Genomic DNA, 26,217 nt, shown 5'->3' with positions numbered 1-26,217 from the left:
TTTCCACCGTTTACAGGTTGGTTGATGGACGTAAAATCCAATCAATTCAACTTACAAAAGGTAAGAAAATGACACCTCTTCCTAGCATCGGATTTGTAGGTCTTGGTAATATGGGCGGGCCGATGTGTTTACGGTTGCTGGGCGCTGGATATCCTGTCACGGCGTTCGATCTCAACCAGGAGGCTTTGAACAAGGCGGTCGCGGCAGGAGCCAGAACGGCGTCATCCGCGCGGGAATGTGCACAGCAGGCGGAAATCTTCCTCACGTCGCTCCCCCGTCCGGACCATATCCAGGAGGTCATGGGTGGCGAGAACGGAGCGCTACGTAGCCTAAAGAAGGGCAGCATCTGGGTCGATCTGACAACCAACAGTAACGAGTTGATATTCCAGCTCGCAGCGGAAGCGCCGGAAGGTGTCAATGTTGTAGACTCTCCCGTGACCGGAGCGGTCGATGGCGCTAGGAATGGGAAGCTCACTCTATTCGTTGGCGGTGATCAGGCGTCGTTTGATCGCGTCGATCCCGTTTTGCAGAACCTCGGCATGGTCATCCATTGCGGCAAGCTTGGAACGGGCAACGTCGTCAAGCTGGTCACCAACCAACTCTGGTTTATCTCGGCGGCGGCGATTGGCGAAGGCTTCGCGACCGGCATGGCCAACGGTGTCGAGCTCGGTACGCTCTGGCACGCGATCCAGAACAGCGTTGGCGATAGCTTCGTCATTCGACATGACGCGCCGTCGATCTTCGCCGGACACTACGATCCAAGTTTCAGCCTCGATCTCTGCCTGAAGGACCTTCGCCTCATAAAGGAACTCAATCGTAACGTTCGGGCGGCCATGCCTATGACTACTGCTGCCGAGGGGGCTTTCGCTCTCGCCGCTAGCCGTTATGGAGCGAGCGCGGCTGAACTTCATGTCGCTAGGCGGATTGAGGACGATGCAGGTCTATCGATGCGCCTGAAAGGTGACTGGGTTCCGCATTGGGAAAAGTAGTGAGGAGATATGGATGGGCTTGGCGATGGCGCTCGTCTGCAATTGGCAGAAAGTCGTCGTGAGTGCTGCCGTCACGGTCGTTGGTGCCTGCGACCGAAATCCGAATTTTTCTCTTTGTATTTACCCATTCGGAGCTGAAAACCGCTTCACACTTTTCCTCCAAGTGCTCTAAAACATCTCCGAAATCGGGGAGTGTCGATTCATGAGCACCGAACAAAAGCCCGTCGAGGATTTGACCGAAGAGGAAGCGGCCGCAGCGCTTGCCTATCTGGCCGCTGAGATCGCGCGCAACGACGCGCTTTATCATGGCAAGGATGCGCCGGAGATTTCGGATGCGGATTATGATGCGCTGAAGCGGCGCAATGATGCCGTCGAGGCCCGGTTTCCGGCACTCATCCGCGCCGACAGCCCGTCGCGTCGGGTCGGTGCCGCGCCGTCGGAGACCTTCGCGCCCGTCGTGCATGCAAGGCCGATGCTGTCGCTCGATAACACGTTTTCACAGGAAGATGTGGAGGATTTCGTCGCCGGCGTCTATCGCTTCCTTGGCCGCCTTCCGGACAATTCCATTACTTTTACCGCCGAGCCGAAGATCGACGGCCTCTCGATGTCGATCCGCTACGAGAATGGCCGGATGGTGAGCGCCGCGACACGCGGCGACGGCACGACCGGTGAAAATGTCACCGCCAATATCAGGACCATCAAGGAGATACCCCAGACCTTGCCGGCAGAGGCTCCCTCGATCGTCGAAGTGCGCGGCGAGGTCTATATGGCCAAGAGCGACTTCCTGGCGCTCAATGCGCAGATGGAGGCAGAGGGCAAGCAGACTTATGTCAACCCGCGCAATACGGCGGCGGGGTCGCTGCGTCAGCTCGATGCGAAGGTGACGGCCAGCCGCAAGCTGAAATTCTTCGCCTATGCCTGGGGCGAGATATCGGACATGCCGACCGATACGCAATACGGCATGGTGCAGACCTTCAAGTCCTGGGGATTTCCGGTCAATCCGCTCATGGAGCGCCTGAGTTCGGTTGCCGATATTCTGGGGCATTACGAGGAGATCGGCCTGCAGCGGCCTGATCTCGATTACGATATCGACGGCGTCGTCTACAAGGTCGACAGCCTGGAACTGCAGGCCCGCCTCGGTTTCCGTTCGCGCTCGCCGCGTTGGGCGACGGCGCACAAGTTTCCGGCGGAGCAGGCATTCACGCGTCTGGTCGGCATCGACATCCAGGTTGGCCGCACGGGGGCGCTAACGCCGGTTGCACGGCTCGACCCGATCACGGTCGGCGGTGTCGTCGTGACCAATGCGACGCTGCACAATGCCGACTATATCAAGGGCATCGGCAACAAGGGCGAACCGATCCGCGATGGCCGCGATATCCGTGTCGGCGACATGGTGATCGTGCAGCGGGCAGGCGATGTCATTCCGCAGATCGTCGATGTCGTGCTGGAGAAGCGCGAAATGTCGAGCGCGCCTTACGAATTCCCCAAAGTCTGCCCGGTCTGCGGCAGCCATGCTGTGCGAGATATCAATGAGAAGACCGGCAAGGTCGATGCAGTCACTCGCTGCACCGGCGGCTTCATCTGCCGCGCGCAGGCAACCGAGCATCTCAAGCATTTCGTCTCGCGCAATGCCTATGACATCGAGGGCCTGGGCTCGAAGCAAATCGATTTCTTCTTCGAGAGCGAGGACCCGGCGCTGCAGATAAAGACTGCGCCTGACATATTCACCCTGGAGAGACGTCAGCAGTCATCACTTGCCAAGCTGGAGAATATCGACGGCTTCGGCAAGGTCAGTGTCGGCAAGCTCTATGCGGCGATCAACGAGCGGCGGCAGATCGCCTTGCACCGCTTCATCTTCGCGCTCGGCATCCGCCACGTCGGCGAGACGACGGCCAAGCTGCTTGCGCGGTCTTACGGCACTTATGCGGCGTTCGAGACAGGGATGAAGGAAGCAGCGCCCCTTAGCGGTGATGCGTGGAACGACCTCAACAATATCGAGGGTATCGGTGAGGTGGTGGCGCGAGCTATCGTCGAGTTCTACAAAGAGCCACGCAATACCGAAGTTATCGCGAAGCTCCTGGAGGAGGTGCAGCCGCAGGAGGCCGAGCAGCTGGTGACTTCTGGCAGCCCGGTGGCCGGCAAAACGGTTGTCTTTACCGGCTCGCTTGAAAAGTTCACCCGTGACGAGGCCAAGGCGAAGGCGGAGAGCCTCGGTGCCAAGGTATCCGGCTCGGTGTCGAAGAAGACGGATATCGTCGTGGCAGGGTCGGGCGCGGGTTCCAAGCTCGACAAGGCGCGGGAATTCAATGTCCAGGTCATGACCGAGGACGAGTGGCTGGATTTGATCGGCTGATGAGTAATGCGGTGAACATAGGAGCCGCAATCGCTAAAGTTGTGATCAGCCATTGCCGGCGAGAACAGGTATCTGTCCAGCTTGAAATAATATCGCCTCGCTTTCAGGCTGGGCTCCGCGATATCCCATCCGTTAATCCCGAAGTGGCCCAGAAGATGCTTTTCCGATCTATTAATATCGCGCTCTTACTGTCTAGCGCGCTGCTCCTAACAGCTTGCAATGTGGTGCTTTCCTCCGACAAAGGGAATGTGGTCGCCAGTCAAATGCTGAAATGTCTAAAACTGCCCGCGAACCCGCCGGCTAAGTTTGAGATGCTTGCTCTGGTCACGCTTAAGGATGGAAAAACTGGTTTGGTGTCAATAAACTTCAAGACGCCTCCGACACCGTGGGATCAGGTTGCAGCTCCAGCCGTTGCTAATGCAATTTCAGAATGCGAACCTTACGGTGACATCTCTGGTCAGGTAAACTTTTCAGTGACGCCTGAGCTGGTTAATTCATCGCTCAAAAAGTGATGAATTAAGAAGGCCCGCTGGGATGCGGGAGGCTTTGCTGGCGGCGGTATGTGGGGAGCCTCGCAGGTTAACCTGCCTCGGCAGATAACGGGCTCTATTAGGGTTACTCCGGCATCCACCGCCAGAATTTCTCAGAACCTCAGCCGCGCCATCGACAATGCATCCACATATTCGCCGTTGCGGAAACCGAAGGCTCTGAGCTGCCCCTCGGTTTCGAAGCCGAATTTCTCGTAGAGCCGGATCGCTGGCGCATTGTCGACATAGACAGTCAGTTCCAGACGCTTGATTGCCAGCCAGTTGTCGGCCGTGTCGATGAGGGCGCCCAAGAGCGCCGACCCGATGCCGCAGCCCGTAAAATCGTCATGCACGCCCATACCGATGTTGCCGCTGTGAATCCGCCGGCCGGCAAGGCGGTTTAGGCCCGCATTGCCGACGACCTGTCCGTTTACCTCCGCGACAAGGCGGGTTGAGTTCGGGGCGGGCTTTTCCAACCATTCCCGCGTTTCCTCAACGCTTTGAAAGGGCAGGCGCAAGGTGCCGGCGCGGAAACCGGGGAGATTGGCGATCGCCGCGATCGCTTCGGCATCCGACGGCCGCGTTGCACGAATCTCGACCGGGCCGATTTTGCCGGATCGTCGCTTGCTTGGATCTTCCTGTTCGGAATTCATGGGCTCTCCTTTGATGTCGGGGGAGGAGAGCATGGGGCTTCAACCCTGCTCGCCTCGGCAGGGTTGAGATGGATCGCGGTCAGCTCAGCGCAACACGGCTTCCACTCGCCCTGCAAAGGGAGAGATGGTGAGGTGCATCGTGATGGTGCGGTTTGCGATCATGGGCGGATGATCCGATGCGGCGGCGCTGTTGTCAATCGCTCCGGCCGCATTCCACTGACCGGCCCTCGGGTCGGTCTTTCACGTCAAGGAGATCGCGGATTTCGCCACGCAGCTTGACAGGCAACCATTTAGTTGCGTATAAAATAAGGACAGGCAACCAAATGGTTCCGTTATAAATGAACGATGACACGGTGTTCAAGGCGCTGGCGGATGCCAGCCGGCGACAGTTGCTCGACAGGCTCTATGAGCGCAACGGGCAGACCCTGACCGCGCTCTGCGAAGATCTGGAGATGACCCGTCAGGCCGTTGCGAAGCACCTTGCTATTCTCGAGGAAGCCAATCTGGTGTCCTCCGAAAAACAGGGGCGAGAGAGGCTGCATTTCATCAATGCGATCCCGATCAACGAGATTGCCGAACGTTGGATCAACAAGTTCGAACGTCGGCATCTCAACACGCTTTCGGCTCTGAAGAAGGCGCTGGAAGACGAGAGCGACCAATAACGTCGATAAGCACAGACATTCAAACAAGGAGAAATGACATGACTGGAAGCAAATTCGTCTACGTCACCTTCATCCATACCACGCCGGAGAAGCTCTGGTCGGCGCTGACCACGCCGGAGTTCATCAGGCAATATTGGTTCGACATGGTCCATGACACGGAGTGGAAGGTCGGTGCGCCGTGGAAAATGCTCTTTCCGGATGGCCGCGTCGCCGACACCGGAGAGATTGCAGAGTTCGATCCGCCTCGGCGGCTCGCCTTCAAATGGCGCAACGAATTTCGCCCCGAGTTGAAAGCCGAGGGCTGGTCGCGCTGCGTAATGGAATTGGAGCCTGCGGATAACGCGGTGAAGCTGACCGTCACCCATACGATCGATGTGGAGAATTCCAAGTTCATCGAGGCTGTTTCGGGCGGCTGGCCTAAAATCCTGTCGAACCTCAAGTCGCTGCTGGAGACCGGAGCAGTCGCAATCAGCCAGAAATAAGCTGGAGCGCTTCCAGTTTCGGTTGGGACGCCGGCGCTCCGGCGGCGTCTCGGCTGCATCCGATACAGATTGCCGGCCTTATCTTGCATCGTTCATCGGCCATCTTACCTTAGCCATGCCGCTTTCGCTCCCTGCGGCCGCTGTTGGAGGATGATTGATGCGTTCACCCAAGTTCTTTGCCGCCATTGCCGCGTCTCTTCTGGCCATGGCGCCCGTTTCCGCTTCCGCCGAGGTCGTCGGCAAGGTCGGCGTGGATTGGACGGGAAATGACATTCTGGTCGATGCCGTGCCGGATCCGGAAGTCTCCGGCGTGACCTGCCATGTGACCTATTTCGATCGCAGCGTCATCGACCGGCTGCGCAAGGGAAACTGGTTCGAGGACCCCTCCAACAATTCCATCGCTTGCCGCCAGACCGGGCCGATCGAAATCGGCGATATCAACCAGTCGCAGAGCGGCGAAGAGGTGTTTCGCGCCGGATTGTCGCTCATCTGGAAGAAGCTCGTCGTCACCAGGATCTACGACAAGAAGAACGACACGTTGATCTACCTCATCCATTCGCGCCAGCTGACGGATGGTTCGGCCAAGATGGCGATTTCGACGATACCCTTGTTTGGTCAACAGGTTACATGGAAGAAAGGCAAGCCCAACTAGAGTGCATCGCGATCCTCCAGATCCGCTCCCTGCGTTGTGGGTCTTTGATCTCCGGCATATCTTTAGCGCAAAGCCGCTGCAAACTTTTGGCGAGATGCTTTATCGTTACCAGAATACCGCCATCACAACTCGCGAAGTGGCAATACCAAAAAAAGTCATACTCTTGGGTTGTCGAATTGCTTTTGGTTGCTTTCGGTTTGCACCTTTTTGATGCAATTTTGAAAACGAACACGGAGGCGACTCTTGCCCCTGTTCACGGCCTGCAATACCGGCATCATTGGCTACACCCCTGCCAAAGCCGGTTACATGAAAAACGATCGCCCTGGAGCCGAGCTTCAGGGCGATCATTTGGGGGTAATTTCTAACTTATTGAAATCAGGCGGCTTGGGCCAGCTGATCCGCGATGACGGTATCGAGGTTGAGGAAGCAGACCATGGTCTTTTCCAGCGCCACGATGCCGCGGCAGAAGGCGCGCTGTGCTTCCGGGACGATTTCCGGCGCCGGCTGCAGATCTTCGCTCTTGATCGACATCATATCCGAGACCTGCTCGACCAGAAGGCCGACGAGCTTGCCCGCAATATCCGTGACGATGATGGCCGAGCGCTCGGAAGGCTCCGTCATCTTCATGCCGAGGCGGCAGGCCATGTCGATGACCGGGATCACCGCGCCGCGCAGGTTGATGAGGCCGAGCACGTAAGGGGGCGTATGCGGCATCGGCGTCACCGGCGCCCAGCCGCGGATTTCGCGGATGGCCATGATATCGATGCAGAATTCCTGATCGCCGAGGTGGAAGGAGACGATTTCCAGATAGGTGCCCGATTGCTTGATGGCGTTTGTCATGTTCGAGGACTTCCCGATTGGCATCGCCGGCAAGCGACGCTCGCGATTGAAAAAAAGATCGGCTGGAGCGGCTTGGGCAGCGGCAGCGTCCGGTGCTTCGGCTGATAACGCCTGGCTTTCCGGCGGGCGTCATGCCCTTCTGAAATAAAGAGGTTTGCCGCGCTTTCGGGCGGCGGGCGAAGTCGAGTTCGACCTTTGAAAGAGATGTTGGCGCGGACAGGTTAGGATTGGTTTAACATGATCGTAGATTTTGCCTCGCCGAGCCCGGGTGGAGCGAGGAAACGAGGCAAACGGGGCTTGAGAGACTTCCGAGCGCATGCTGCGACGATTTCGGCCCCTGCCTAGCATCTTCTTGAATTGCGTCCTCCACGCCGAGCCATTACATCGGCAGAGGGCGGATCGCGTTGCCTTTTGGGTGCGGTCGCCGGAGTTGGTGAGGAAAGGCAGTCATGAGAAACGTGCGGATTGCGATTTGGGTGGCCGTATTGATCGTGGCCGGAATATTGGGCTGGCTGAGTTTTGGTGGAGGCAAGTCGCCCGAGGTGGCGGCATCCGGGCCCTACGGCGTGCCCTTCACGCTCGTTTCGCAAAGCGGCCAGCCGATCAGCGAACAGGCGTTTCGCGGCAAGCCGTCGGCCATCTTCTTCGGCTATACGCATTGCCCGGATGTCTGCCCGACGACGCTGTTCGAGCTGAATGGCTGGCTGCAGAAGGTCGATCCGGATGGCAGCAAGCTCAACGCCTATTTCGTCACCGTCGATCCAGAGCGCGATACGCCCGCCATGATGGACCAGTATGTCTCCAACGTGTCGAAGCGCATCACCGGCATTTCCGGCGATCCCGCCAAGGTGATGGACATGGTCAAGGGATTCCGCGTCTACGCCAAGAAAGTGCCGGCGGACGAAAAGCAGCCAAACGGCGACTATACGATGGATCACACCGCTTCCGTATTCCTGCTGGATTCCGCGGGCCGCTTTGCCGGAACCATCGCCTATGAGGAAGACCCGGACGTGGCGACGAAGAAGCTGGAGAACCTGATCAAGAAGGGATAGGGCGTGCATGGGCGAGGGGCTTGGCGAACAGGGAAAATCCAGATCCGTCCTGATCGCGGGGGCGGGGCCGGTCGGCCTTACCGCCGCGCTTGAACTCGCCCGACGCGGCTTCTCGCCGCGTATCGTCGATGATGGCATCGGCCCGACGCCTCTGGAGGAGAGCCGGGCGCTTGGCGTCAATGCCCGCACGCTGACATTGCTGTCCCCTTCCGGCGTTACAGAGCGCATCCTCGCTGCTGCCCAGCTGATCGAGCACTTTCGCGTCCGTTCGGACAAGAAAATCCTTGTCCAGCTGGATACTCGAGAGGTGAAGGGCCGCTTCAGCGCAATTCACGCATTGTCGCAGGGCGCCACCGAGCGCCTGTTGATGCAGGCGCTTTCGGCCTATGGCATCTCGCCCGAATGGCAGACGGCGGTGGTTGCGGAGGCTATATCGGATTACCGGAAGCCGGAGGTCACATTGTGCCGGGCCGACGGCACGTCGGAGACGGTTCGACCGGATATCCTCATCGGTGCAGACGGCGCGCATTCGGCCGTTCGCAAAGCGCTGGGCGCCGGCTTCCCGGGCGAGGCGCTGGAAGCCTACTTCTATCTTGCCGATTTTCGTTACGCAGACCCGGTCGATACATATTACGGCGAAATCTCGCTCTTCGATCCCGGCATGGTCGCGCGCCTGCCTGTTACGGCCGACATCATCCGCTATATCTCGACGCTGGAGGATTTCGAAAGCCGCATCGTTCATCCCGCCGCCATTGCGGAAAGGACCTGGGCTTCGCAGTTCCGCATCAGCTTCCGTCATGTCGAGCCGATGGCGAAAGGCAATGTCTTCCTGACCGGCGATGCCGCGCATATCCATTCGCCGGCTGGCGCGCGCGGCATGAATCTCGGCATCGAAGATGCCTGCTGGCTTGCGTGGCTCATTGCGGAAGGCCGTGAAGAGGAGTATTCGGCCTTGAGAATTCCCGCCGTGAAGCTGGTATTGAAGCAGACCTACGGCCTGACGCGACTGGTGACCATGAGAAATCCGCTGGCGATTGCGGCGCGCAACCTGTTTGCGCCGCTATTCCTGCGCTTTCGCTCGGCCCGTCGGACGTTGCTTCGGAGCGTAGCCGGCTATGACACGCCGAGACCGCCCTGGATCGACTGGGCCGAATAAGAACGAGAAAGAGCGACGAGTTGAGCGAAATTCGCCTTTATGTGACGACGACCGAGAAGAAGGCCGCGCAGGTCCTGGATCTGATGACGCCGGTGTTCGAGGACGAGGAGCTTCCGATCGCAACGACGGAAATCGACGAGAAGAACGATGTCTGGGAGGCTTCGATCTATCTCTATGCCGTGGACGAAGAGGAGGTGCGTGGTCGTTTTGAAGCGCTTCTAAAGCCTACCTTCGCCGAACTCCCCCTTCAAAAGGAAGTGCTTCCGGATATCGACTGGATTGCCAAGTCGCTGGAAGGGCTGAAGCCGGTCCGCGCCGGCCGCTTCCTCGTGCATGGCTCGCATGATCGCGACAAAGTCGGCTCCAGCGATATCGCGATCGAGATCGAGGCCGGACAGGCTTTCGGTACCGGCCATCACGGGACGACGGCGGGCTGCCTGGAGACGATCGAGAAGGTTCTTGCCAGCCGCCGCGTGCGCAATGCGCTCGATCTCGGGACGGGCAGCGGTGTTCTGGCGATTGCCGTGCGCAAGCTGCGTAACATTCCGGTTCTGGCGACCGATATCGATCCGGTCGCCGTTCGCGTCGCGCGGGACAATGTCCGCGGCAACGGGATCGCTTCCGGCGTTGCATTGGAGACGGCGCCGGGCTTTCACTCCACGGCCTTTTCCCGTCATGGACCGTTTGACCTCATCATAGCCAATATTCTTGCGCGCCCGCTCATCAAGATGGCGCCGCAGCTTGTGGCACATCTGGCGCCGGGCGGCTCGGTCATTCTTTCGGGTATTCTGGCCGAGCAGCGCTGGAAGGTTCTGGCCGCCTATAACGGCGCGAATCTCCGGCACGTGCGCACGATCTGGCGCAATGGTTGGGTTACGATCCATCTCGACCGGCCTTGAGCCGGTCACTTCCCGCTATCCCAATCGCAGGTAATAAAAAAGGCGGTGCCGAAGCACCGCCTTGAGATCGATTTTCACCGATCTTGCCCGCGAGCGTGTGGAGGAGGAGTGCTCAAGCGGGCTTTAAGCGCTCTGATCGCGATCCGGGAGGGAGGAGGAGAACCGGAATGCAATCGACAGGAGCGCGTAGCTCGTAAACTTCTTAGCGGCGACCGCCGCGGCTTGCGCCGATTGCCCTCGAGGTCTCGACTTCGAGCTGACGAAGCGAGCCGACGGAATGGCGTACGGTGCGACGCTCGCCAGCCAGCGCCGGGCTAACATATGCGGAGCGGATGATAGGCATTGTCTTCAAGTCCTTGTTCGAGTGGGTTCGTCGTGAACCCCGTTTGATGCGGCGGATATAGCGACTCGCTCGCCGGCTTGGCAGGGGGGCAGCTTCATGGGAGCTATGCGCAATATGCATGTTTCCTGCCGTGAAGTTGTCATATTTGGTCAGGGATGCTCACGAAATGGGCGGATTCGTTAACGCCGAAGAGAGGGGTTGCGCGCTGGGGGGAGCCGGATGGCTCGGTGCCGCGCATATCGTCGCCATGACCGAAAATCACGTCGCGCTTCCGGCCATCATGCTCTAACATACTGGCACCATTCGGTTTCACGGATTCTCCACCAGTCTCGGATCAGCTCATGTTTCAGTCATTCGACGTCACTTCCACCCCGCAATTCGGTCGCGAGCGTGTCGCCGGTTTGCGCGACGCCTTCGAGGCTCTCGGCATCGACGGCTTCCTCGTGCCTCGAGCAGACGAGTATCAGGGCGAGTATGTGCCCAAATGCTCGGAGCGCCTGGCATGGCTTACGGGTTTCACCGGATCGGCGGGTGTTGCGCTTATCACACACTCCCAGGCCGTGGTTTTCGTGGATGGCCGTTATGTGACGCAACTTGCCGAGCAGGTGGACCGAAGCGTCTTCACCGGCGGCGATCTGGTAAACGAATCGCCGCATATCTGGCTGCCGCGCCATGCGAAGAAGGGTTTCAGGCTCGGCATCGATCCGTGGCTGCATACGGGCGCGGAAGTGCGCCGGCTGGAAAAGGCATTGGCCGAGATCGACGGCACGCTCGTCTTCCTTCCCCATAATCCACTCGACAAGCTCTGGACGGACCGGCCGGCCGAGCCGCTTGGCGGCGTCATCATCCAGGATATCGGCCAAGCCGGCGTACTGGCCAAGGACAAGCTCGCGACGATCGCAGCCAATCTCAAGGAAAAGAACCTCAAGGCGGTTCTGATCACCGATCCGTCTTCGGTCGCTTGGATCTTCAATATTCGCGGCAGCGACGTGCCGCACACGCCGCATCCGCTGGCGCGTGCCATCATTTATGCGGAGGGCGAGGCCGAACTCTTCCTCGACAAGCGCAAGACGAAGGTCGAAGCGGAAGCTTATCTTACGCAGATTTGCAAGCAGCTGCCGCCGTCCGAACTCGTCAAGCGGCTGGGAGGGGCGGCTGCAAATGGTGGCCGCATCCTGATCGATCCGGATCTCGCCTCCTATGCCTTGACTGATATCATCCGTCAGCAGGGCGGCGAAGTCGTCGAGGGCAATGACCCCGCCAAGCTGCCGCGCGCCTGTAAGAATGCCGCTGAAATCAACGGATCGGCCGCCGCCCATCTGCAGGACGGCGCCGCCATGGTCGAGTTCCTCTACTGGCTGGAGACGAGCAAGCCGGGGACGGTGACGGAAATTGCCGCCGCAGAACGGCTGGAAGCCTGCCGCGCCCGTGTCGGCGAAAGCATGCAGAACCCACTGAAGGACATTTCCTTCGACACGATCTCGGGTGCCGGCGAGCACGCGGCCATCATGCATTACCGCGTGACGACGGCGAGCGACCGCCTGATCCAGGGTGGCGAGCTGTTCCTGATCGATTCAGGCGCGCAATACATCAACGGCACGACCGATATCACCCGCACGGTCGGCATCGGTGCCGTTTCCGAAGAGCACAAGCGCCTCTTCACGCTGGTGCTCAAGGGAATGATCGCCATTAGCACGGCGCGTTTCCCGAAGGGCACGCGCGGCTGCGATCTCGATCCGCTGGCGCGCATCGCGCTTTGGAAGGCAGGCGTCGATTTCGCCCACGGCACGGGCCACGGCGTCGGCTCCTATCTTTCGGTGCATGAGGGGCCGCAGCGCATCGCGCGGCTCGCGGTGCAGGAGCTGCTTCCCGGCATGATTCTTTCCAACGAACCCGGCTATTATCGTCCGGGTCACTTCGGCATCCGCATCGAAAACCTGATCTATATTCGCGATCCGGAGGAGATCGAAGGCGGAGACATGCCGATGCTGGGTTTCGAGACTTTGACCTTCTGCCCGATCGATCGCAGCCTGGTTCTGACGGAATTGCTGACACATGAAGAGTTGCATTGGCTGAACGAATATCACGTGCGGACGCGCGAGGCGCTGATGCCGCTGATCCATGATCGCGACATCCGGGCATGGCTGGAAAACGCCACGCGCGCGCTCGGCCATTGAGACGCGCGCCCGATCCCGCCTCGAAACGGGATCGGGTCTTTTAAAGTCTCAAGCGCCGATGGAACGGCGCCATGCCATCACGACGATCCATCCGGCGACCAACATATAGGTCGAGGGGTAGCGCAGGCCGACGAGAAGGGCAGCGAGCATCGCTACTTTCGTGTCCCAGCCGCCGATGAAGAAGGCGGGGGCGACAAGCGTCGTCAGCACGGCGGCGGGCACGGCATTCAACGCCGCTTCGACGCGCGGCGGAATGCGGGTCATCTTGACGATCAGGATATAGCCGCCGATGCGCGTCATGAAGGTCACCACGGCCGCGGCCAAAATGAGCAGGACCATGTGCGGATTGAAATCGAACATAGTCAGACCTCGTGGCTTTCGTGTGCGAGATCGGGCTTGCGGTTCGCCTTCACCGGCGGCAGCATTGCGGCGAGCGCGACGCCTGCCAATGCGCCGATGCTGACATGCCAGGGCGAACCGACATAGCGATGGGCGATGGCTGATGCGACTGCGCTGACGGCAACGACCGGCAGGAAGTTGTCGCGCGTACGAAAGCCCATGACGATACCGAGGAAATAGACCGGCAGCAGGATATCAAGACCGATGGCTTTCGGGTCGCCGATCAGGCTGCCGAGAAGACCGCCGACCAGGCTCACCACTACCCAGGGAACATAGATCACTGCGGCAAAGCCGATATACCAGGCGAAAGTCACGGGCTTGCCGCTCTCATGGCGCTTGATCGTCTCGGCGAATTGCGGATCGACCAGCAGGAAGAAGGTGAAGAACTTCTCCACCGCCGAAAAATGCCTGATATAGCGGGCGATCGCCGCCGAATAGAGCACGTGGCGGAAGTTCACCGCCAGGATCGACAGCACGATGAGCCAAGCCTGGACATGGTTGCCGAAGAGATCCAACCCGACCATCTGGCTGGCGCCGGCATAGACGGTGCCGCTCATCAGGGTCAGTTCGCCGAGCGACATGCCCTGATCGCGCGCCAGCGCGCCGAAGAGGGCGCCGAAAGGCGCGGCAGCAAGGCCGACGGGAATGCCACCCTTCAACCCGTCAAGAAATTCCGCGCGACTCATGGTCCGCTCTGTCCTTCGTGGAAAACCGGCTTTGCTCCGGATGCGGTGTCGAGGGCGCGAACCTCGCATGGGGAACGACAACGGTTGCACCCCTTGCGCATTTGCTTCCGCGCTGTTCAATGGCGGGACGTGTAAGCCGTGTGCGCCGGGCCAGCAATTGAATTTACTTGATGGATCAATTGATTTCCTTGATCCAGCGCTTTGAGACCGCTCGCAAAATGAGAGATGGAAAGATGAAGAAGATCACCTTTTCGAAGGAGGAGAAGGCAGCCATGGTCGCGCGCCTTCAGCGCTATTTCGCCGATGAACTGGACCAGACGCTCGGCTCGTTGCCCGCCGAGTTCCTGCTCGATTTCTTCACCGCCGAGATCGGACCTCACTATTACAATCAGGGCCTACGGGATGCCCATGCCGCGCTGATGAGTAAAATGGAGGATTTTGGCGAGGCGATCTACCTGCTGGAGAAGGAGCCGGCGAAGGGCTGACGCAGCCTCATTTCTTCGGCTGGAACGTATGCTCCAGCGCCGGGAAGGTGCGGGCCTTCACTTCCTCGGCATAGGCTTCCACGGCCTTTGAGACCATGGGCGCCAGCTCTGCGAAATGCTTGACGAAGCGCGGCTTGAAATCGTTGAACAGGCCGAGCATGTCGTCGGAAACGAGGATCTGTCCGTCGCAGGCGGCCGATGCGCCGATGCCGATGGTGGGAATGGCGACTGTTGCGGTAATCTCTCGGGCGAGCGGTTCGATCGTGCCTTCGATCACCATTGCGAAGGCGCCGGCCTCGGCGATCGCCTTGGCGTCACGCCGGATCTTGTCGGCTTCCTTGTCCGAGCGTCCGAGCGAGCGATAGCCGCCGGTCGTATTCACCTGCTGCGGCATCAGCCCGACATGGCCGAAGACCGGAATGCCGCGAGAGGTGAGGAACGCCACGGTTTCAGCCATTTCCTCGCCGCCCTCCAGCTTCACGCCGTCGCAGCCGGTTTCCTTCAGGATGCGCGCAGCACTGCGGAAGGCCTGTTCCTTCGATTCCTGGTATGAGCCGAAGGGCAGGTCGACGACGACGCAGGCATGCTTGGCGCCGCGCATGACGGCCTGGCCATGGGCGATCATCATATCAAGCGTGACGCCGACGGTCGTCTCCATGCCGTAGAGCACCATGCCGAGGGAATCACCGACCAGCAGCAGGTCGCAATGCGGATCGAGCAGGCGGGCAATCGGCGTCGTATAGGCCGTCAGGCTGACGATCGGGCGCGTGCCCTTCATCGCCTCGATCGCGGCGGGCGTGATGCGCTTGCTATGTCCGACGGTGCTCATCTCAGGCGGCCTTTTCATTGTTTGATGGCTTGCGGCCGATGACCCGGTTGTCGAGCAGGCGAGTGGTGCCGATGCGCACGAAAAGCGCGATCAGAATGGGTCGGCCCTGCAAGGTCGTCAGCGGCTCCAGCGTGTCGGGATGGCGAACGGCGGCGACTTCCGCGATCGCTAGCGGTTCCTTCTCGATGAAGGCGCGCAGGGCCTCCTCGAGCTCTGCTGGGTCATCCGCGCCGAGATCGTAGAGCCGCTCGGCTTCCGCCAATGCCTTGGGGACAATGACGGCGGCGGCGCGCTCTTCCTTCGATAGATATAGGTTGCGCGAGGAGAGGGCCAGACCATCCACGTCGCGAACGGTCGGCACGGGTACGATACGAACGGGCTGCGCGAGATCCTCGACCATGCGGCGGATGATCGCCACCTGCTGATAGTCCTTCTCGCCGAAATAGGCGCTGTCGGGCTGGACGATATTGAAGAGCTTGGTGACGACCGTGGCAACACCTGCGAAATGGCCGGGGCGAACCGCGCCCTCCAGCTCCGCGCCAAGCTTCGGCACGTCGACCACCGTTTCCATCGGGCGTGGATACATGTCGGCAACAGCGGGTGCGAAGAGGAAATCGACGCCACCATCGCGCAGCATGGCGCTATCCCGCTCGAGATCGCGCGGATATTTCGCCAGATCCTCATTGGCGCCGAACTGCAGCGGATTGACGAAGATGGAGGTGACGACGATATCGTTTTCGGCCTTGGCGCGCGCGACCAGTTCCATATGGCCGGCATGCAGGTAGCCCATTGTGGGAACCAGGCCGATGCGCCTGCCGGCGTTGCGATGTTCGCCGAGCCGTTCGCGCAGGGCGGCTATCGTATTGATGGTTTCCATGATGCTCCTCCCCGGACGCGCCGCCCGGTGCATGTCCGTCTTTTGTCTTTTAATTTTGGCGGCTCTTCTAACGTGTGCGGTGCAAAAAGGCAATTCAAGGCCACTGGCCCCCGCCTGTACCGGTTCGCCCATCCACCGGCGGCATTCACTTTTCGAGCCGGTATGACGATTATCCGTTCTGGCTTAGCGCTTTCCTCAATCTTTTGCTGTTAGCTGCCGCCATGGCGAAGATCGTGGCATTGGCTGCATATTTCTATCAGGCGGCGGTGGCTTTCGGGCTGCTGATTGCTGTCGCGCATCTGCTCACTCCGGCGGATTATGCGGCCTATTCGCTGTTCATCTCGATCAGCCAGTTTGCTGCGATCTTCTGTTTCGAATGGGTTCGCTTTGCCTGCAGCCGCTTCTATCCGGGGCAAGGGTCTGGAAGCGAAGCTCTGGAGCGCAAGGCATTGACCGTCGAATTTGCGGCCTGCTCGGCAATCTGCCTGATTGCAGCCTCCGCTTCGATCCTCTTTTCCGTATCGGCGGAGATTGCGGTGCTCGGCGGTCTGGTCGCGATCTTCCAGGGCGGCAGCGACCTGCACCTCACCATGCTGCGCTTCCGCCAGGAATTTCGCGTCTTCTCGCGGCTGCAGGGCTCACGCGCCACCATTCTCGCGGCCGGCACGCTCGCGGGTGCTGCCGTTGCCCCCAATTTCGCATGCACCGTCATAGGTCTGATGGCCGGCTATGTCGTCTATGGCTTATCGGCCGTGTTTCTGACCCGCGACAGCCTGCGCGAGGCGGCACCCTTCGAGCCATCGCTGCTCCGCAAGCACTTCGTCTATGGCAGCGTTGCTGCCAGTGCTTCCGTTATCGGCATGCTGACGCCGCTGGGATTGAAATCCATTCTCACAGCCACTTTGGGAGCGGGGGCCGCAGCCGGTGCCCTCCTGGCGCTCGATCTGCTGCAGCGACCCTTCGTGCTGATTGTCTCTGCCCTGCAGGCCATTCAATATCCCGATGTCGTCACGACCTATGATCGTGACGGGGTGACGCCTGCTTTTGCCAAGCGGCTTGGGGAATATTATTCGCTGCTGACCGGCCTTACGCTCATGACCGCCGCCGGTATCTTCGCGGTGCTGCAGCCGGTCGGCCAATTGGTCGTCGCCGCTGGTTTGCGCAATGAGTTTCTTGCCGTTGCTCCCTTCGTCATCGGTCTTGCGACATGCCGCGCCTTGACCGCCAACATGATGCCGACCCCGGCACATCTGCAGCATCGGCTGCTAACGATCTTCCTGCTCGCAGCGCTGGATTGCGTGTTGCTGAATGCCGGCACGCTGGCCGGCGGTCACCTCGGCTCCTATGGCGATGCCGCGCTCATGGCCGGCGGCATGATCGGCGCCGTGTGCGCCATGGCGATCGGTGTGAAGGTGATGATGTCTCTTTCTTTCCATTTCGTCTGGCCGCCTGTGACCTTCTCCGCCATCGGGCTGGTGGTGCCGGTGCTGGCGACGGCTGGCTTTGGCTATTCGCTCTGGATATCGGTGGCGGTCGGCGTTGCCGGCGGCGCGCTCTTCTGCCTGCTCGGCCTCTATAGCTACTTCGTCACCATGTTCCGGCCGCAGGCCCGATCGTAAAATCTCTCAGAGATCTTCGAGAATAGAGAGCACGCGGTCCGCGCTGGCGTCCCAGGAGAAGCGGGTGACATTCTCATGGCCGCGCCGGCGCAGATCCTGGCGCAGCGCGTCGTCCCTCGCGATCCTCCGCATGGCGGCAATGAGTTCATCCTGCCGGAATGGGTCGAAATAGAGCGCGGCATCGCCCGAGGCTTCGCGCACGGCGGGGATATCGGCCGCAAGCACCGGGCAACCCTGCGTCATTGCTTCCAGCGGCGGGATGCCGAAACCTTCGTAGAGGCTCGGGAAGACGAAAGCGGTGGCATGCCGCTCCAGAGCGGCAATTTCCGCATCGCTGAGGCGGCCGGGAAAGAGCATGCTGTCGTTTGACTGCTGGTCATCCGATTTGAAGACGGTCGGCGCGGAGCCGCCGACGACCACGAGCTTCTGATTGTCATCCTTGAGCGCCTCGAAAGCGCGAATTGCGAAGTCGAGGTTCTTGTTCGGCTTCATCGTTCCCACAAGCAGGAAAAAGCCGTTCGTCTTCAGGCCAAGCCGCTGCACGACGGCCTCATCCGGCTCGATGGCGGCATAATGATCGACGGCATTGTAGACGACGTCGATGCCGGCCGAGGGAACCTGGAACACCGAGGCCAGCTCCCGTCGCGAGAATTCGGAGACCGTGCCGATCTTGGCGGTGCGCGTCAGGACCGTGCCCAGCGCACCGTGCAGCAGGCGGTAGCTGCGCTTGAAGGATTGCGGATGGCGGAAGATCGTCACGTCATGGATGACGACCGCTTGGCGGCGATGCAGGAGCGGACCGCTACCGCCGAAGCCGATCAGCCGGCTGCCGCGCGAGCGTGAAAGCAGCGATGTCTGCTCCCAGACGTGACCGGGCCCGGAACCGAAACTATCGATTTCTATGGCCGAGAGCCTGATGTCGATGGGCGTATTGCGCGGCACGGCCAGGCGCCAGCGCGCGCCTTTCAATGAGGTAGGCAGGGCACCTGAGGAGATCTTGCGGTCGAGCGACAGCGTCAGTTCGCGCGCGAAGCGCTGCACGCCGGACAAGGGCTGGCCGAGGAAACGCCCGTTGATGACAATCGACTGCACGCTAGAGGTCCCGATATTCTTGAGCAATTCCAAGAAAAGTGCGTAGCGGTTTTCCGTCCGGAATTGCGTGAAAACAATGAGATAGAACGGTTCAAAGATTTGAACCGTTCTATCGATCGGGAATAGCTTGCACCATTTTGTTTAGAGAAGGTTTAGCCTGGCCGATGCGATTTTAGGCAAGCGCATGTTTGCTGCTGATCACGGCGACGCCACGGGTTCGCATTTCCTCGATCGCCGCCTTGACTCCGGCCGGATCGATGCCACGGCTGGCATCCTCGATGAAGCGGACGATCGCATCGGGCAACATTTCGATGGCGTCGAGCGCCGAGAACTTGACGCAGTAATCGGTCGCCAGCCCGCACAGATCAAGCTCCGTGACGCCCTTGTCGCGCAGATAGGCGGCCAAGCCGGTAAGGGCCGTTTGGTCGTTGTCGCGGAAGGCGGAATAGCTGTCGACCGCGGGGTTCTGGCCCTTCTGCTGAATGAAATCGGCGGCGGCGACATGAAGGTCGGGGTGGAACTCGGCATCTTTACTATTCTGGACGCAGTGGTCGGGCCACATCATCTGCGGCTTGCCCGACAGCATGCCTATTTCGAAGGGTTTCTTGCCGGGATGGGCGGAGGCGAAGCTGCCATGACCGGCCGGATGCCAGTCCTGCGAAGCGACGATCAGATCGTATTTGCCGCTGTCGATGAGCTTGTTGGCGACGGGCACCACCTGGTCCCCATCCGGCACGGGGAGATTTCCGCCGGGGCAGAAGCCGTTCTGGATGTCGATGAGCAGCAGTGCTTTCATGAGGCCTGTCCTTCCCGTTTTGTTGCGCCGCACGATGCCAAGCGGTGAGCCTCGGATCAAGCCCTTTGCGCCCCGCCGATCGAGCGGCGAGGCGCGAAGTAATAGAGCTTAAGCCGGCTTGTGGCCCTTGAGCCCGTAGAAGGCGATATAGACGTAGCAGATGATCGGCATCAGGAAGGCGAGATGGATGCCGATCGTATCGGCAAGTCCGCCCTGGATAACCGGCAGGATCGCGCCGCCGACGATGGCCAGGCAAAGAATGCCGGAGCCCTGGCTCGTATATTTGCCGAGACCATGCAGCGCGAGGCTGAAGATCGTCGGGAACATGATCGAGTTGAACAGGCCGATCGCCAGCACGGACCACATGGCGACATGACCTGTCGTCAGCACGCTGACCACGAGCAGGATGATGACCGCGGCTGCGTTGAAGGCAAGCGCCTTGCCGTCATCGATATGACGCATGACCAGCGAGCCGATGAAGCGTCCGATCATGGCGCCACCCCAGAAATAAGAGACGTAATGGGCGGCATCGGCCTCGGAGAGGTGGGCGATATCGGGCTGGCTGAGGAAGTTGACGAGAAAGCTGCCGACGCTGACTTCGGCGCCGACATAGAGGAAAATGCCGACGGCGCCGAGCACGAGGTGGCGGTATTGCCAGGCGGAGCCGCCGCCGCGCATCGGTTCGACGGTTTCCTCGTCTTCGACCTCGGGCAGCTTCAACGCAGCAAAGACGGCGGCGAGCACCAGGAAGGCTGCGGCGAGAAGCAGATAGGGGAACTTGACCGCGCCGGCTTCGGCAAGCCTGATGGCATCGAGCTGTTCGGGGGTAGCGTTAGCGGCGGCAACGGTCGCGGCGGACAGGATCAGCATCGCGCCGAAGTATGGCGCGATCGTCGTGCCGAGCGAATTGAAGGCCTGCGTCAGGTTCAGGCGGCTGGCAGCCGTATCTGGCGGTCCCAATACGGTGACATAGGGGTTTGCGGCGACCTGCAGGATCGTGATGCCGGTGGCGAGAACGAAGAGCGCACCCAGGAAGAGGGCATAGACGCGATAGCTGGCGGCCGGGATGAATAGGGCGCAGCCGATCGAGGCGATCGTGAGGCCGACGACGATGCCCCACTTGTAGGTGATGCGCTTTACGAGCGCTCCAGCCGGCAGCGATACGATGGAGTATGCGCCGAAAAAGCAGAGCTGGATGAGCATCGCTTGAGTGTAATTGAGCTGAAAGACGCTCTTCAGGTGCGGGACCAGAATGTCGTTCAGGCAAGTGATAAAGCCCCACATGAAAAAGAGTGAGGTGAGTGCGATAAGCGCGAATTGGTAGTTGCCCTGGCCTTGGCGTGCGGATGCACGGGCGCTGGTGGGCGCAGAGCTTGTTGCTGAGCCAGCCACTTTTTTATCCTCGGTTCTTGTTGTTGCCAGGCTTCGAGATTCGACCCGGGCGAAAAGCCCGAACGGGCCGGAAGGACTGGCAGCGGCTTGCCGGGACGCCCGCAAGAAGCGCGGAATCCCGAAGCCGCTTAAATCGATATAATCGATTGGATCATTATTGGTAGCTTGCTAGGAATGCGGATTTTGCAATGCAGCAATGCGGTTTGCTGCAATGGCGAAGACGTCGGGTAAAGCAATCCGGCTTTCCTGGTTGAGTGCCCGCCGGGGCATCAGCCACTGTTCAGATAGCCGAGCACGGCACGCTGCACGCGAAGCGCCAGTTGTCGTTTATCCTGATCGCCGTGTTCTCCGGCGGCGTCGACCATTCCCTTGATGATCGCCACCACATCCCGGCTTGCAACATCGATATCGGCCTGCGGCGGCAGGTCCGGTCGCTGGAGCGTTGCGCGCGTGAGCTCGAAGAAACGCTTCTTTACCTGTTCGGTGGCGGTATCGAGCGGCAGGCGTGCTTCTTCGAAGTCGAGCAGGCGGGCAAGAGCCGGGCGGCGAAGCTGCTGCTCGACGCAGGGGAGGATGAGTGCTGACAAAGCCTCCTTGCCTGTGGGCTGGGACGCCGCGCTTTCCGCCTCCTCGACGAGGCGGCTCGTTTCCCTGATGATCAACGCTCCGATCAGCGCGTCCTTGCGTGGAAAGTATTGATAGAGCGAGCCGACGCTGACACCGGCCTTTTCGGCCACGGCATTGGTGGAGAAGGCTTCATGGCCGCGTTCCTCCAAAATGCGAGCCGCAGCCTCCACGATCGCCTCGACGGTCGCGAGCGAACGGGCTTGTTTCGGCGCTTTTCTTGGCGCGGGGCGGCTCTTCAGAGGGCTTTCGGGCATGTTCCTGGAATGCGAGTAGTAAAAAGCGAATTATCGCTCATATTACAGGTCAAGCCCAGCGAAACAAGCGTTTCAGCGACATCCGGGGATTGAATTTCTTCGGCGTGTTCGAAAGCGCATGCGTGCGCGACGCTCGCGGTTCGGGCCGGAGAGACAAATGGAGACAAATGCATGTCCAGCGAAATCAAAACCGCAATCGTCACCGGCGCATCGAAGGGCATCGGTGCCGCTATTGCGAGGCAGCTTGCCGCCGATGGTTTTCAGACCGTCGTCAACTATGCATCAAGTTCCGGAGAGGCTGAGGATGTCGTTGCCGGCATCGAGGCGGCGGTCGGTCGCGCGATTGCTGTCCGGGCGGATGTCACCGATGCTTCGGCGGTTACGGCATTGTTCGATCGTGCCGAAGCCGAGTTCGGAAAGGTCGATGTGCTCGTCAACAATGCCGGGATCAGCAAATTCTCGCCCTTGGCTCAGGTGAGCGATGAGGACTTTCAGCAGCAGATCGCCGTCAATCTCACGGGTACCTTTAATGGAATGCGTGAGGGTGCAAAGCGGGTGCGGGATGGCGGCCGCATCATCAACCTGTCAACGAGCATCATCGGCCATTACTCCTCCGGCAACGGCGTCTACGCGGCGACGAAGGCCGCGGTGGAAGCCATGACGCATACGCTCGCCAAGGAACTCGGCACGCGCGGCGTGACCGTCAACGCGGTCGCGCCGGGACCGATCGCCACGGAGCTCTTGTTCAAGGGACGCTCCGATGAGCTGATCCGGCGGCTGATCAGCGATATTCCGCTTGGCCGTCTCGGGCTGCCGGAAGAGATCGCCCAGATCGTGTCGTTTCTCGCCAGCGCCGAGAGCGGTTGGATCAACGGCCAGATCATCCGGGCAAATGGCGGGCGCAATTGAAATCATCGCCGGCGGGAAAGCGCCCGACATGCTCGATCAATGCGCGAAGCTTCGGAGCGGTGTTTCGGCGGCTGGGATAATAGAGATAAAAGCCTGCAAAATAGGGGCAATAATCCTCCAGGATCGGCAGCAGCTCTCCACGGCCGATGAAGGGGCGGAAGCTTTCCTCCATTCCGAAGGAGATGCCGGCACCGGCCACGGCAAGCTTGATCATCATCAGGGGCGCTATGAAGTTCGCGGCAATCACATCGATTACTGGGACGACACCGGCTTTACCGCAGACGGAGATTTCATCGACGACGTGCTTCACCACGGGGGCATGATCCTCCATCGCCAAAAATAGCGCGGTACCGAATGGCGCCATCGCGAGACCGGCGGTATCTCGCGATGGCTTTCTTGTAATCAAAGTAAACCTCCACCTACGGTGGAGGACTGGACGCGTTCTACACGGTAGTTGAGAGACCTCCTGCTTGAACCGCTGGCGTGGCCCAGACTTCGAACAAGGAGGTTTTATGGATGAGCAAACGCTCTCGCATGCGACGTGGGACTGCAAGTATCACGTTGTTTTTGGCAGCAAATACCGAACGAAAAGACTTTACGGGGACGTGCGGCGTGAGTTGGGAGAACTCTTACGTCGGCTGGCACAGCAGAAAGGCTGCCAGATCGAAGAGGGTCATTTGATGCCCGACCATGTGCATATGCTGATATCGATCCCGCCGAAATATTCGGTTGCGCATATTGTTGGCTTTCTGAAGGGCAAGACGGCGCTTTATGTTGCCAACAAATATGCGCGCAAGCGGCGCTACAAGGGTTATCACTTTTGGGCGCGCGGGTATTTCGTATCGACGACGGGCTACAACGAGCAGGTCGTCAGACAATATATCCGTAATCAGGAAAAGGCCGACAAAGCTTCCGACTTTGCCGACCTCTTCAATCGTAGCTACTAAGCGCTAACAAAACCACTTCTAGTGGTTCAAGCGCAGCGTTTCAAACCTCCACCTTTGGTGGAGGTCATGACTTTTTGTTGCCGCCGTTGTGGTCAGTCGAATGCCAATCCTTCTTCCGCGATGGATTTACGCACCGCATCGCGTAGCCTCATGCGCAGATACCAGGCCTTGAGATTGTCGAGTTCATCGAAGTGGATCCCTGCCTTGTAGTAGGATTTGAGCCAGGCCGCCTGACCCCATCCCGTCAGCGCGAACAGGTAGGCATCGGCAACCGTGAAGCTGTCGCCCATCAGGAAGGGGCGGTCGGCGAGGTGCGCGTCGATCCATTGATATCGCTTTTCGAGCTTCGGCCTTGCCGTCTCGACATAACCTCCCGCCAGCCGCGCATAGAGAAGCGGAATGAAGCCCTTGTGGATTTCCGTTGACAGAAAACCGAGCATTTCCTGCAGCTTGTAGCGCGCCATCGTGCCGGGCGCAGGCGCTAGTCCGGCCTCGGGCTTCAGGTCCGCCAGATATTGGACGATGGCCGGCCCTTCCCTCAGACGATCGCCGTCGGCGAGTTCGAGAACGGGGACATAGCCGTGCGGATTGACGCCATGGAAATCCAGCCCTGCCTCCGTCTTGTGGCTGGTGTGATCGACCTTGATCAGCTCGACCTCCAGGCCGAGTTCGTTGATGACGATATGGGGCGAGAGCGAGCAGCTTGCGGGCATGTAGTATAGTTTCACCGAAGGTCTCCATGGTGTTTTCTGTGCCGGCTTCCCTTGGAAAGCTGGCTGCCGAACCATGTAATCCACTTGGTATGGAATCGTAAGAACGGAAAAGTTTGACATCTAGGTACAAAAATTATCCCGCCTCAGGCATGAGGTATGCGCGATGAAAAAGACCGTGACCGGCTGCTCCGTCGAGGAGGCGATGCATTTGCTGGGAGGCCGCTGGCGTCTGCTGATCGTCTCCTATCTGGTCGATGAACCCAAGCGCTTCAACGAGCTGCGGCGGCTTATGCCTGGCATTTCGCAGAGGATGCTGACGCTGGACCTACGCGCGCTCGAGGAGGCCGGTCTTATCCGGCGGACGGTCTATCCGACGGTTCCCGTGAAGGTCGAATATTCACTGACGGAGGATGGAAGCCGCCTGGAGAAGGTGGTGGCCGTGGTCAAGGAATTCGGGCTGTGGCTGAAGGATCGGGATGCGGCGTTAATTTAGCGGTGTGAGAACCAAAGATTTCCACGTTAATTGAAATTCATATAGCTGCGCATGAATTCCAATGATTTACTGAGTTCCCGTAGCTTTTCTCTTAGCTTTGCTCGGTCTAAAGGATAGCTTTGACGCATAACCATACGAGCGATTTCCGCCTTCTTCCCTGAAGCATCGAGTTCATCTGATATTATGTCAATAATATTCTGCGAGAATGATATAACGTAAAGGCTTTTTTCGTTTTCTATTATATCGTGTAAAGTTTTAATTTTTTCTTCTCTTGGGTCATACATAGAGTAACCGGCAATATACGCGATTCTATCGTAGTATCTTGCATTTAATCTAGCGCAGTTATAAAGGTATATTTCATTTTCATCGAGTTTATTGTAATATTCATTGTTAAAAAATATACCTTTCCTTAGGCTTTCGGCATTGAAAGTGGCGCCTCCAAATTCTGATCCTGTCATATCTGAATATGAGAAATCGAACTCTAATAAGTTCTGATTCCGAAAGTCGGAATTTGTTAGATCCGCATAGCGAAAATCTATTTTCGGATTTAACTCGACGAGTTCGACAAGAGCTAAAAACTTCTGAGATCGTGATTTTTTTAATTTATGTAATAAATCTTCGGTCATAGGCTTAAAGTTACACCCTCATGATCACGCTCGCACAATCTTTTCCTCATTACCAAAGAAAAGATGGAAAGTACTCGTTTCTCACGGATGTTCTTTGTTTTTTTAGGAGTCATGAAAACTCCATCCGTGGGAAATTTTAGGAGTACATTAGCTAATGATCCGCCTAGCGGGCGGACATCGGCCATTTTTTGATCAACAAAGACCGGGCCATTTATATGGCTCTCGTGCGGAAGCTTTTTGATCTCCCACCTTATGTTATTTTGACTTCCAGAAACGGAAATACGTTGAGCTTTGTCCTGGTATTTTATCTTATCGGAAAGCTTCGAAGAGTTAGTATTCTCGCGCTCGCTATTGGATTCTAGTGATGCCTTCCAGGGATACTCACCTGTGATTTTAAAATTGCCTTTCTCTTTGTGCTCATCGCCTAAATCTTTGGATATCTCTACCTCTATGCTGGTCTCATGAGGTAATGGCGTCGCACTATACCAACTTGATGGTTCAGAAACTCCACCAGTTATGTGTATAATTAGATAAAATCTACTTAAAAATATTCGGAAGTGAAATCCATATATTTTGCATTCATCTTCTCCGCAAAGGCAATCTATGAATATCATCGTTGAATCATCGTTTGCACGCTGTGCGCGGGCACTGATGTTTATTAAATACTGAAACTCTGTTAGCATTAAGC

Annotated in this window: 31 protein-coding genes and 2 pseudogenes; 17 read left to right on the top strand and 16 right to left on the bottom strand. The window is 58.8% G+C overall.

The window, feature by feature from the left end; genetic code table 11:
- The first annotated feature begins 17 nt into the window (after window positions 1-17).
- The 3 genes from CCGE531_RS12160 to CCGE531_RS12150 all read left to right on the top strand — a co-directional run bounded on the left by CCGE531_RS12160 (window position 18) and on the right by CCGE531_RS12150 (window position 3,854).
- On the top strand, window positions 18-989 hold the full coding sequence (locus tag CCGE531_RS12160) for an NAD(P)-dependent oxidoreductase (RefSeq protein ID WP_120664388.1): 972 nt from the start codon (window positions 18-20) through the stop codon (window positions 987-989).
- Window positions 990-1,191: 202 nt separating this feature from the next.
- On the top strand, window positions 1,192-3,342 hold the full coding sequence (gene ligA, locus CCGE531_RS12155) for an NAD-dependent DNA ligase LigA (RefSeq protein ID WP_120664387.1): 2,151 nt from the start codon (window positions 1,192-1,194) through the stop codon (window positions 3,340-3,342).
- Entirely contained in the window at window positions 3,321-3,854 is a 534-nt protein-coding gene (locus tag CCGE531_RS12150; RefSeq protein ID WP_162943899.1) for a hypothetical protein, read from the top strand. The genes ligA and CCGE531_RS12150 overlap by 22 nt, the downstream gene beginning before the upstream one ends.
- A 131-nt stretch (window positions 3,855-3,985) precedes the next feature.
- Here the strand turns inward: CCGE531_RS12150 and CCGE531_RS12145 are convergent, their stop codons facing one another.
- Window positions 3,986-4,522 (bottom strand): GNAT family N-acetyltransferase, encoded by a 537-nt coding sequence (locus CCGE531_RS12145; protein ID WP_120664385.1) that lies wholly within the window; start codon window positions 4,520-4,522, stop codon window positions 3,986-3,988.
- A 338-nt stretch (window positions 4,523-4,860) separates the two neighbouring features.
- Here CCGE531_RS12145 and CCGE531_RS12140 point away from each other — a divergent pair, with 338 nt between their 5' ends.
- The 3 genes from CCGE531_RS12140 (at window position 4,861) to CCGE531_RS12130 (ending at window position 6,318) form a co-directional block, all read left to right on the top strand.
- Complete coding sequence (locus CCGE531_RS12140; protein ID WP_120664384.1) at window positions 4,861-5,184, top strand: metalloregulator ArsR/SmtB family transcription factor; 324 nt, start codon at window positions 4,861-4,863, stop codon at window positions 5,182-5,184.
- A 38-nt stretch (window positions 5,185-5,222) separates the two neighbouring features.
- Window positions 5,223-5,666 carry an SRPBCC family protein gene (locus CCGE531_RS12135; RefSeq protein WP_120664383.1) on the top strand — a complete coding sequence of 148 codons (444 nt, stop codon included), beginning with the start codon at window positions 5,223-5,225 and terminating at the stop codon, window positions 5,664-5,666.
- Window positions 5,667-5,823: 157 nt separating this feature from the next.
- Window positions 5,824-6,318 (top strand): CreA family protein, encoded by a 495-nt coding sequence (locus CCGE531_RS12130; protein WP_120664382.1) that lies wholly within the window; start codon window positions 5,824-5,826, stop codon window positions 6,316-6,318.
- A gap of 105 nt (window positions 6,319-6,423) precedes the next feature.
- Here the strand turns inward: CCGE531_RS12130 and CCGE531_RS34250 are convergent, their stop codons facing one another.
- Both CCGE531_RS34250 and CCGE531_RS12125 read right to left on the bottom strand, forming a co-directional pair.
- Window positions 6,424-6,666: a hypothetical protein gene (locus CCGE531_RS34250; RefSeq protein ID WP_162943898.1), complete on the bottom strand. Its 243-nt coding sequence runs from the start codon at window positions 6,664-6,666 to the stop codon at window positions 6,424-6,426.
- A 27-nt stretch (window positions 6,667-6,693) separates the two neighbouring features.
- Window positions 6,694-7,158, bottom strand: coding sequence for a chemotaxis protein CheW (locus tag CCGE531_RS12125; protein ID WP_120664381.1), 465 nt, complete (start codon window positions 7,156-7,158; stop codon window positions 6,694-6,696).
- 449 nt (window positions 7,159-7,607) lie between these two features.
- Between CCGE531_RS12125 and CCGE531_RS12120 the strand changes: the two genes are divergently transcribed.
- Genes CCGE531_RS12120 through CCGE531_RS12110 form a run of 3 tightly spaced genes read left to right on the top strand, consistent with a single transcriptional unit; the run spans window position 7,608 to window position 10,265 of the window.
- Window positions 7,608-8,210: an SCO family protein gene (locus CCGE531_RS12120; protein WP_120664380.1), complete on the top strand. Its 603-nt coding sequence runs from the start codon at window positions 7,608-7,610 to the stop codon at window positions 8,208-8,210.
- Window positions 8,211-8,217: 7 nt separating this feature from the next.
- Complete coding sequence (locus tag CCGE531_RS12115; RefSeq protein WP_120664379.1) at window positions 8,218-9,366, top strand: NAD(P)/FAD-dependent oxidoreductase; 1,149 nt, start codon at window positions 8,218-8,220, stop codon at window positions 9,364-9,366.
- Window positions 9,367-9,386: 20 nt separating this feature from the next.
- Entirely contained in the window at window positions 9,387-10,265 is an 879-nt protein-coding gene (locus CCGE531_RS12110; RefSeq protein WP_120664378.1) for a 50S ribosomal protein L11 methyltransferase, read from the top strand.
- A gap of 202 nt (window positions 10,266-10,467) precedes the next feature.
- Here the strand turns inward: CCGE531_RS12110 and CCGE531_RS34245 are convergent, their stop codons facing one another.
- Window positions 10,468-10,608 (bottom strand): hypothetical protein, encoded by a 141-nt coding sequence (locus CCGE531_RS34245; RefSeq protein ID WP_162943897.1) that lies wholly within the window; start codon window positions 10,606-10,608, stop codon window positions 10,468-10,470.
- A gap of 166 nt (window positions 10,609-10,774) precedes the next feature.
- Between CCGE531_RS34245 and CCGE531_RS35190 the strand changes: the two genes are divergently transcribed.
- Both CCGE531_RS35190 and CCGE531_RS12105 read left to right on the top strand, forming a co-directional pair.
- Window positions 10,775-10,897: a hypothetical protein gene (locus CCGE531_RS35190; RefSeq protein WP_281024427.1), complete on the top strand. Its 123-nt coding sequence runs from the start codon at window positions 10,775-10,777 to the stop codon at window positions 10,895-10,897.
- A gap of 52 nt (window positions 10,898-10,949) precedes the next feature.
- Window positions 10,950-12,785 (top strand): aminopeptidase P family protein, encoded by a 1,836-nt coding sequence (locus CCGE531_RS12105; protein ID WP_120664377.1) that lies wholly within the window; start codon window positions 10,950-10,952, stop codon window positions 12,783-12,785.
- A gap of 48 nt (window positions 12,786-12,833) precedes the next feature.
- Here the strand turns inward: CCGE531_RS12105 and CCGE531_RS12100 are convergent, their stop codons facing one another.
- Window positions 12,834-13,145, bottom strand: a complete 312-nt coding sequence (locus CCGE531_RS12100; protein WP_120664376.1) for an AzlD family protein — start codon at window positions 13,143-13,145, stop codon at window positions 12,834-12,836.
- A 2-nt stretch (window positions 13,146-13,147) separates the two neighbouring features.
- On the bottom strand, window positions 13,148-13,870 hold the full coding sequence (locus CCGE531_RS12095; RefSeq protein ID WP_120664375.1) for an AzlC family ABC transporter permease: 723 nt from the start codon (window positions 13,868-13,870) through the stop codon (window positions 13,148-13,150).
- A 233-nt stretch (window positions 13,871-14,103) separates the two neighbouring features.
- On the opposite strand from CCGE531_RS12095, the gene CCGE531_RS12090 reads away from it, so the two are divergent.
- A complete protein-coding gene (locus tag CCGE531_RS12090) occupies window positions 14,104-14,355 on the top strand; it encodes a DUF2164 domain-containing protein (RefSeq protein WP_120666765.1) in 252 nt (83 codons plus the stop codon).
- Window positions 14,356-14,362: 7 nt separating this feature from the next.
- Here the strand turns inward: CCGE531_RS12090 and panB are convergent, their stop codons facing one another.
- A complete protein-coding gene (panB, locus tag CCGE531_RS12085; RefSeq protein ID WP_120664374.1) occupies window positions 14,363-15,184 on the bottom strand; it encodes a 3-methyl-2-oxobutanoate hydroxymethyltransferase in 822 nt (273 codons plus the stop codon).
- 1 nt (window position 15,185) lies between these two features.
- On the bottom strand, window positions 15,186-16,061 hold the full coding sequence (gene panC, locus CCGE531_RS12080; RefSeq protein ID WP_120664373.1) for a pantoate--beta-alanine ligase: 876 nt from the start codon (window positions 16,059-16,061) through the stop codon (window positions 15,186-15,188).
- A 233-nt stretch (window positions 16,062-16,294) separates the two neighbouring features.
- On the opposite strand from panC, the gene CCGE531_RS12075 reads away from it, so the two are divergent.
- The gene (locus tag CCGE531_RS12075) at window positions 16,295-17,680 is read left to right on the top strand and encodes a hypothetical protein (RefSeq protein WP_245458837.1); all 1,386 of its coding nucleotides are present in this window, start codon (window positions 16,295-16,297) and stop codon (window positions 17,678-17,680) included.
- Between the two features lie 6 nt (window positions 17,681-17,686).
- Here the strand turns inward: CCGE531_RS12075 and CCGE531_RS12070 are convergent, their stop codons facing one another.
- The 4 genes from CCGE531_RS12070 to CCGE531_RS12055 all read right to left on the bottom strand — a co-directional run bounded on the left by CCGE531_RS12070 (window position 17,687) and on the right by CCGE531_RS12055 (window position 21,841).
- Window positions 17,687-18,772: a glycosyltransferase family 1 protein gene (locus CCGE531_RS12070; protein ID WP_120666763.1), complete on the bottom strand. Its 1,086-nt coding sequence runs from the start codon at window positions 18,770-18,772 to the stop codon at window positions 17,687-17,689.
- A gap of 172 nt (window positions 18,773-18,944) precedes the next feature.
- Window positions 18,945-19,568, bottom strand: a complete 624-nt coding sequence (gene pncA / locus CCGE531_RS12065; protein WP_120664371.1) for a bifunctional nicotinamidase/pyrazinamidase — start codon at window positions 19,566-19,568, stop codon at window positions 18,945-18,947.
- 108 nt (window positions 19,569-19,676) lie between these two features.
- On the bottom strand, window positions 19,677-20,960 hold the full coding sequence (locus tag CCGE531_RS12060) for a sugar MFS transporter (RefSeq protein WP_120664370.1): 1,284 nt from the start codon (window positions 20,958-20,960) through the stop codon (window positions 19,677-19,679).
- Window positions 20,961-21,229: 269 nt separating this feature from the next.
- A complete protein-coding gene (locus CCGE531_RS12055) occupies window positions 21,230-21,841 on the bottom strand; it encodes a TetR/AcrR family transcriptional regulator (RefSeq protein WP_120664369.1) in 612 nt (203 codons plus the stop codon).
- 171 nt (window positions 21,842-22,012) lie between these two features.
- Between CCGE531_RS12055 and CCGE531_RS12050 the strand changes: the two genes are divergently transcribed.
- Entirely contained in the window at window positions 22,013-22,750 is a 738-nt protein-coding gene (locus tag CCGE531_RS12050) for an SDR family oxidoreductase (protein ID WP_120664368.1), read from the top strand.
- Here CCGE531_RS12050 and CCGE531_RS34775 read toward each other — a convergent pair.
- A pseudogene (locus CCGE531_RS34775) lies at window positions 22,722-22,985 on the bottom strand (LysR substrate-binding domain-containing protein); the annotation flags it as partial. The gene CCGE531_RS12050 and the pseudogene CCGE531_RS34775 sit on opposite strands and share 29 nt — an antisense overlap.
- On the opposite strand from CCGE531_RS34775, the pseudogene CCGE531_RS34770 reads away from it, so the two are divergent.
- Both CCGE531_RS34770 and tnpA read left to right on the top strand, forming a co-directional pair.
- A pseudogene (locus tag CCGE531_RS34770) lies at window positions 22,965-23,093 on the top strand (Atu4866 domain-containing protein); the annotation flags it as partial. The pseudogenes CCGE531_RS34775 and CCGE531_RS34770 overlap by 21 nt on opposite strands.
- Before the next feature lie 169 nt (window positions 23,094-23,262).
- The gene (gene tnpA / locus CCGE531_RS12040) at window positions 23,263-23,697 is read left to right on the top strand and encodes an IS200/IS605 family transposase (RefSeq protein ID WP_120663694.1); all 435 of its coding nucleotides are present in this window, start codon (window positions 23,263-23,265) and stop codon (window positions 23,695-23,697) included.
- 92 nt (window positions 23,698-23,789) lie between these two features.
- Here the strand turns inward: tnpA and CCGE531_RS12035 are convergent, their stop codons facing one another.
- Window positions 23,790-24,425: a glutathione binding-like protein gene (locus tag CCGE531_RS12035; RefSeq protein ID WP_120664367.1), complete on the bottom strand. Its 636-nt coding sequence runs from the start codon at window positions 24,423-24,425 to the stop codon at window positions 23,790-23,792.
- 148 nt (window positions 24,426-24,573) lie between these two features.
- On the opposite strand from CCGE531_RS12035, the gene CCGE531_RS12030 reads away from it, so the two are divergent.
- Window positions 24,574-24,903 carry a helix-turn-helix domain-containing protein gene (locus CCGE531_RS12030; protein WP_120664366.1) on the top strand — a complete coding sequence of 110 codons (330 nt, stop codon included), beginning with the start codon at window positions 24,574-24,576 and terminating at the stop codon, window positions 24,901-24,903.
- A gap of 26 nt (window positions 24,904-24,929) precedes the next feature.
- Here CCGE531_RS12030 and CCGE531_RS12025 read toward each other — a convergent pair whose 3' ends face one another.
- Complete coding sequence (locus tag CCGE531_RS12025; RefSeq protein ID WP_120664365.1) at window positions 24,930-25,529, bottom strand: pentapeptide repeat-containing protein; 600 nt, start codon at window positions 25,527-25,529, stop codon at window positions 24,930-24,932.
- Entirely contained in the window at window positions 25,526-26,212 is a 687-nt protein-coding gene (locus CCGE531_RS34240; protein ID WP_162943896.1) for a hypothetical protein, read from the bottom strand. The genes CCGE531_RS12025 and CCGE531_RS34240 overlap by 4 nt, the downstream gene beginning before the upstream one ends.
- Between the last annotated feature and the right edge of the window lie 5 nt (window positions 26,213-26,217).

It is taken from the genome of Rhizobium sp. CCGE531 (assembly GCF_003627795.1).
GTDB lineage: Bacteria > Pseudomonadota > Alphaproteobacteria > Rhizobiales > Rhizobiaceae > Rhizobium.
Note: the sequence above shows the minus strand (reverse complement) of the source record. Positions and strands in the feature narration are given on the sequence as shown.

Excerpts from the sequence above, each read along its gene's own strand:
- CCGE531_RS12050 (WP_120664368.1), top strand. The coding sequence starts at position 22,013 with ATGTCCAGCGAAATCAAAACCGCAATCGTCACCGGCGCATCGAAGGGC.
- CCGE531_RS12090 (WP_120666765.1), top strand. The coding sequence starts at position 14,104 with ATGAAGAAGATCACCTTTTCGAAGGAGGAGAAGGCAGCCATGGTCGCG.
- CCGE531_RS34245 (WP_162943897.1), bottom strand. The coding sequence starts at position 10,608 with ATGCCTATCATCCGCTCCGCATATGTTAGCCCGGCGCTGGCTGGCGAG.
- CCGE531_RS12095 (WP_120664375.1), bottom strand. The coding sequence starts at position 13,870 with ATGAGTCGCGCGGAATTTCTTGACGGGTTGAAGGGTGGCATTCCCGTC.
- CCGE531_RS12025 (WP_120664365.1), bottom strand. The coding sequence starts at position 25,529 with ATGACCGAAGATTTATTACATAAATTAAAAAAATCACGATCTCAGAAG.
- CCGE531_RS35190 (WP_281024427.1), top strand. The coding sequence starts at position 10,775 with ATGGGCGGATTCGTTAACGCCGAAGAGAGGGGTTGCGCGCTGGGGGGA.
- CCGE531_RS12145 (WP_120664385.1), bottom strand. The coding sequence starts at position 4,522 with ATGAATTCCGAACAGGAAGATCCAAGCAAGCGACGATCCGGCAAAATC.
- CCGE531_RS12120 (WP_120664380.1), top strand. The coding sequence starts at position 7,608 with ATGAGAAACGTGCGGATTGCGATTTGGGTGGCCGTATTGATCGTGGCC.
- CCGE531_RS12115 (WP_120664379.1), top strand. The coding sequence starts at position 8,218 with ATGGGCGAGGGGCTTGGCGAACAGGGAAAATCCAGATCCGTCCTGATC.
- pncA (WP_120664371.1), bottom strand. The coding sequence starts at position 19,568 with ATGAAAGCACTGCTGCTCATCGACATCCAGAACGGCTTCTGCCCCGGC.
- CCGE531_RS12135 (WP_120664383.1), top strand. The coding sequence starts at position 5,223 with ATGACTGGAAGCAAATTCGTCTACGTCACCTTCATCCATACCACGCCG.
- CCGE531_RS12140 (WP_120664384.1), top strand. The coding sequence starts at position 4,861 with ATGAACGATGACACGGTGTTCAAGGCGCTGGCGGATGCCAGCCGGCGA.
- CCGE531_RS12100 (WP_120664376.1), bottom strand. The coding sequence starts at position 13,145 with ATGTTCGATTTCAATCCGCACATGGTCCTGCTCATTTTGGCCGCGGCC.
- ligA (WP_120664387.1), top strand. The coding sequence starts at position 1,192 with ATGAGCACCGAACAAAAGCCCGTCGAGGATTTGACCGAAGAGGAAGCG.
- CCGE531_RS12105 (WP_120664377.1), top strand. The coding sequence starts at position 10,950 with ATGTTTCAGTCATTCGACGTCACTTCCACCCCGCAATTCGGTCGCGAG.
- panB (WP_120664374.1), bottom strand. The coding sequence starts at position 15,184 with ATGAGCACCGTCGGACATAGCAAGCGCATCACGCCCGCCGCGATCGAG.
- CCGE531_RS34250 (WP_162943898.1), bottom strand. The coding sequence starts at position 6,666 with ATGATCGCCCTGAAGCTCGGCTCCAGGGCGATCGTTTTTCATGTAACC.
- CCGE531_RS12130 (WP_120664382.1), top strand. The coding sequence starts at position 5,824 with ATGCGTTCACCCAAGTTCTTTGCCGCCATTGCCGCGTCTCTTCTGGCC.
- panC (WP_120664373.1), bottom strand. The coding sequence starts at position 16,061 with ATGGAAACCATCAATACGATAGCCGCCCTGCGCGAACGGCTCGGCGAA.
- CCGE531_RS34240 (WP_162943896.1), bottom strand. The coding sequence starts at position 26,212 with ATGCTAACAGAGTTTCAGTATTTAATAAACATCAGTGCCCGCGCACAG.
- tnpA (WP_120663694.1), top strand. The coding sequence starts at position 23,263 with ATGGATGAGCAAACGCTCTCGCATGCGACGTGGGACTGCAAGTATCAC.
- CCGE531_RS12055 (WP_120664369.1), bottom strand. The coding sequence starts at position 21,841 with ATGCCCGAAAGCCCTCTGAAGAGCCGCCCCGCGCCAAGAAAAGCGCCG.
- CCGE531_RS12125 (WP_120664381.1), bottom strand. The coding sequence starts at position 7,158 with ATGACAAACGCCATCAAGCAATCGGGCACCTATCTGGAAATCGTCTCC.
- CCGE531_RS12030 (WP_120664366.1), top strand. The coding sequence starts at position 24,574 with ATGAAAAAGACCGTGACCGGCTGCTCCGTCGAGGAGGCGATGCATTTG.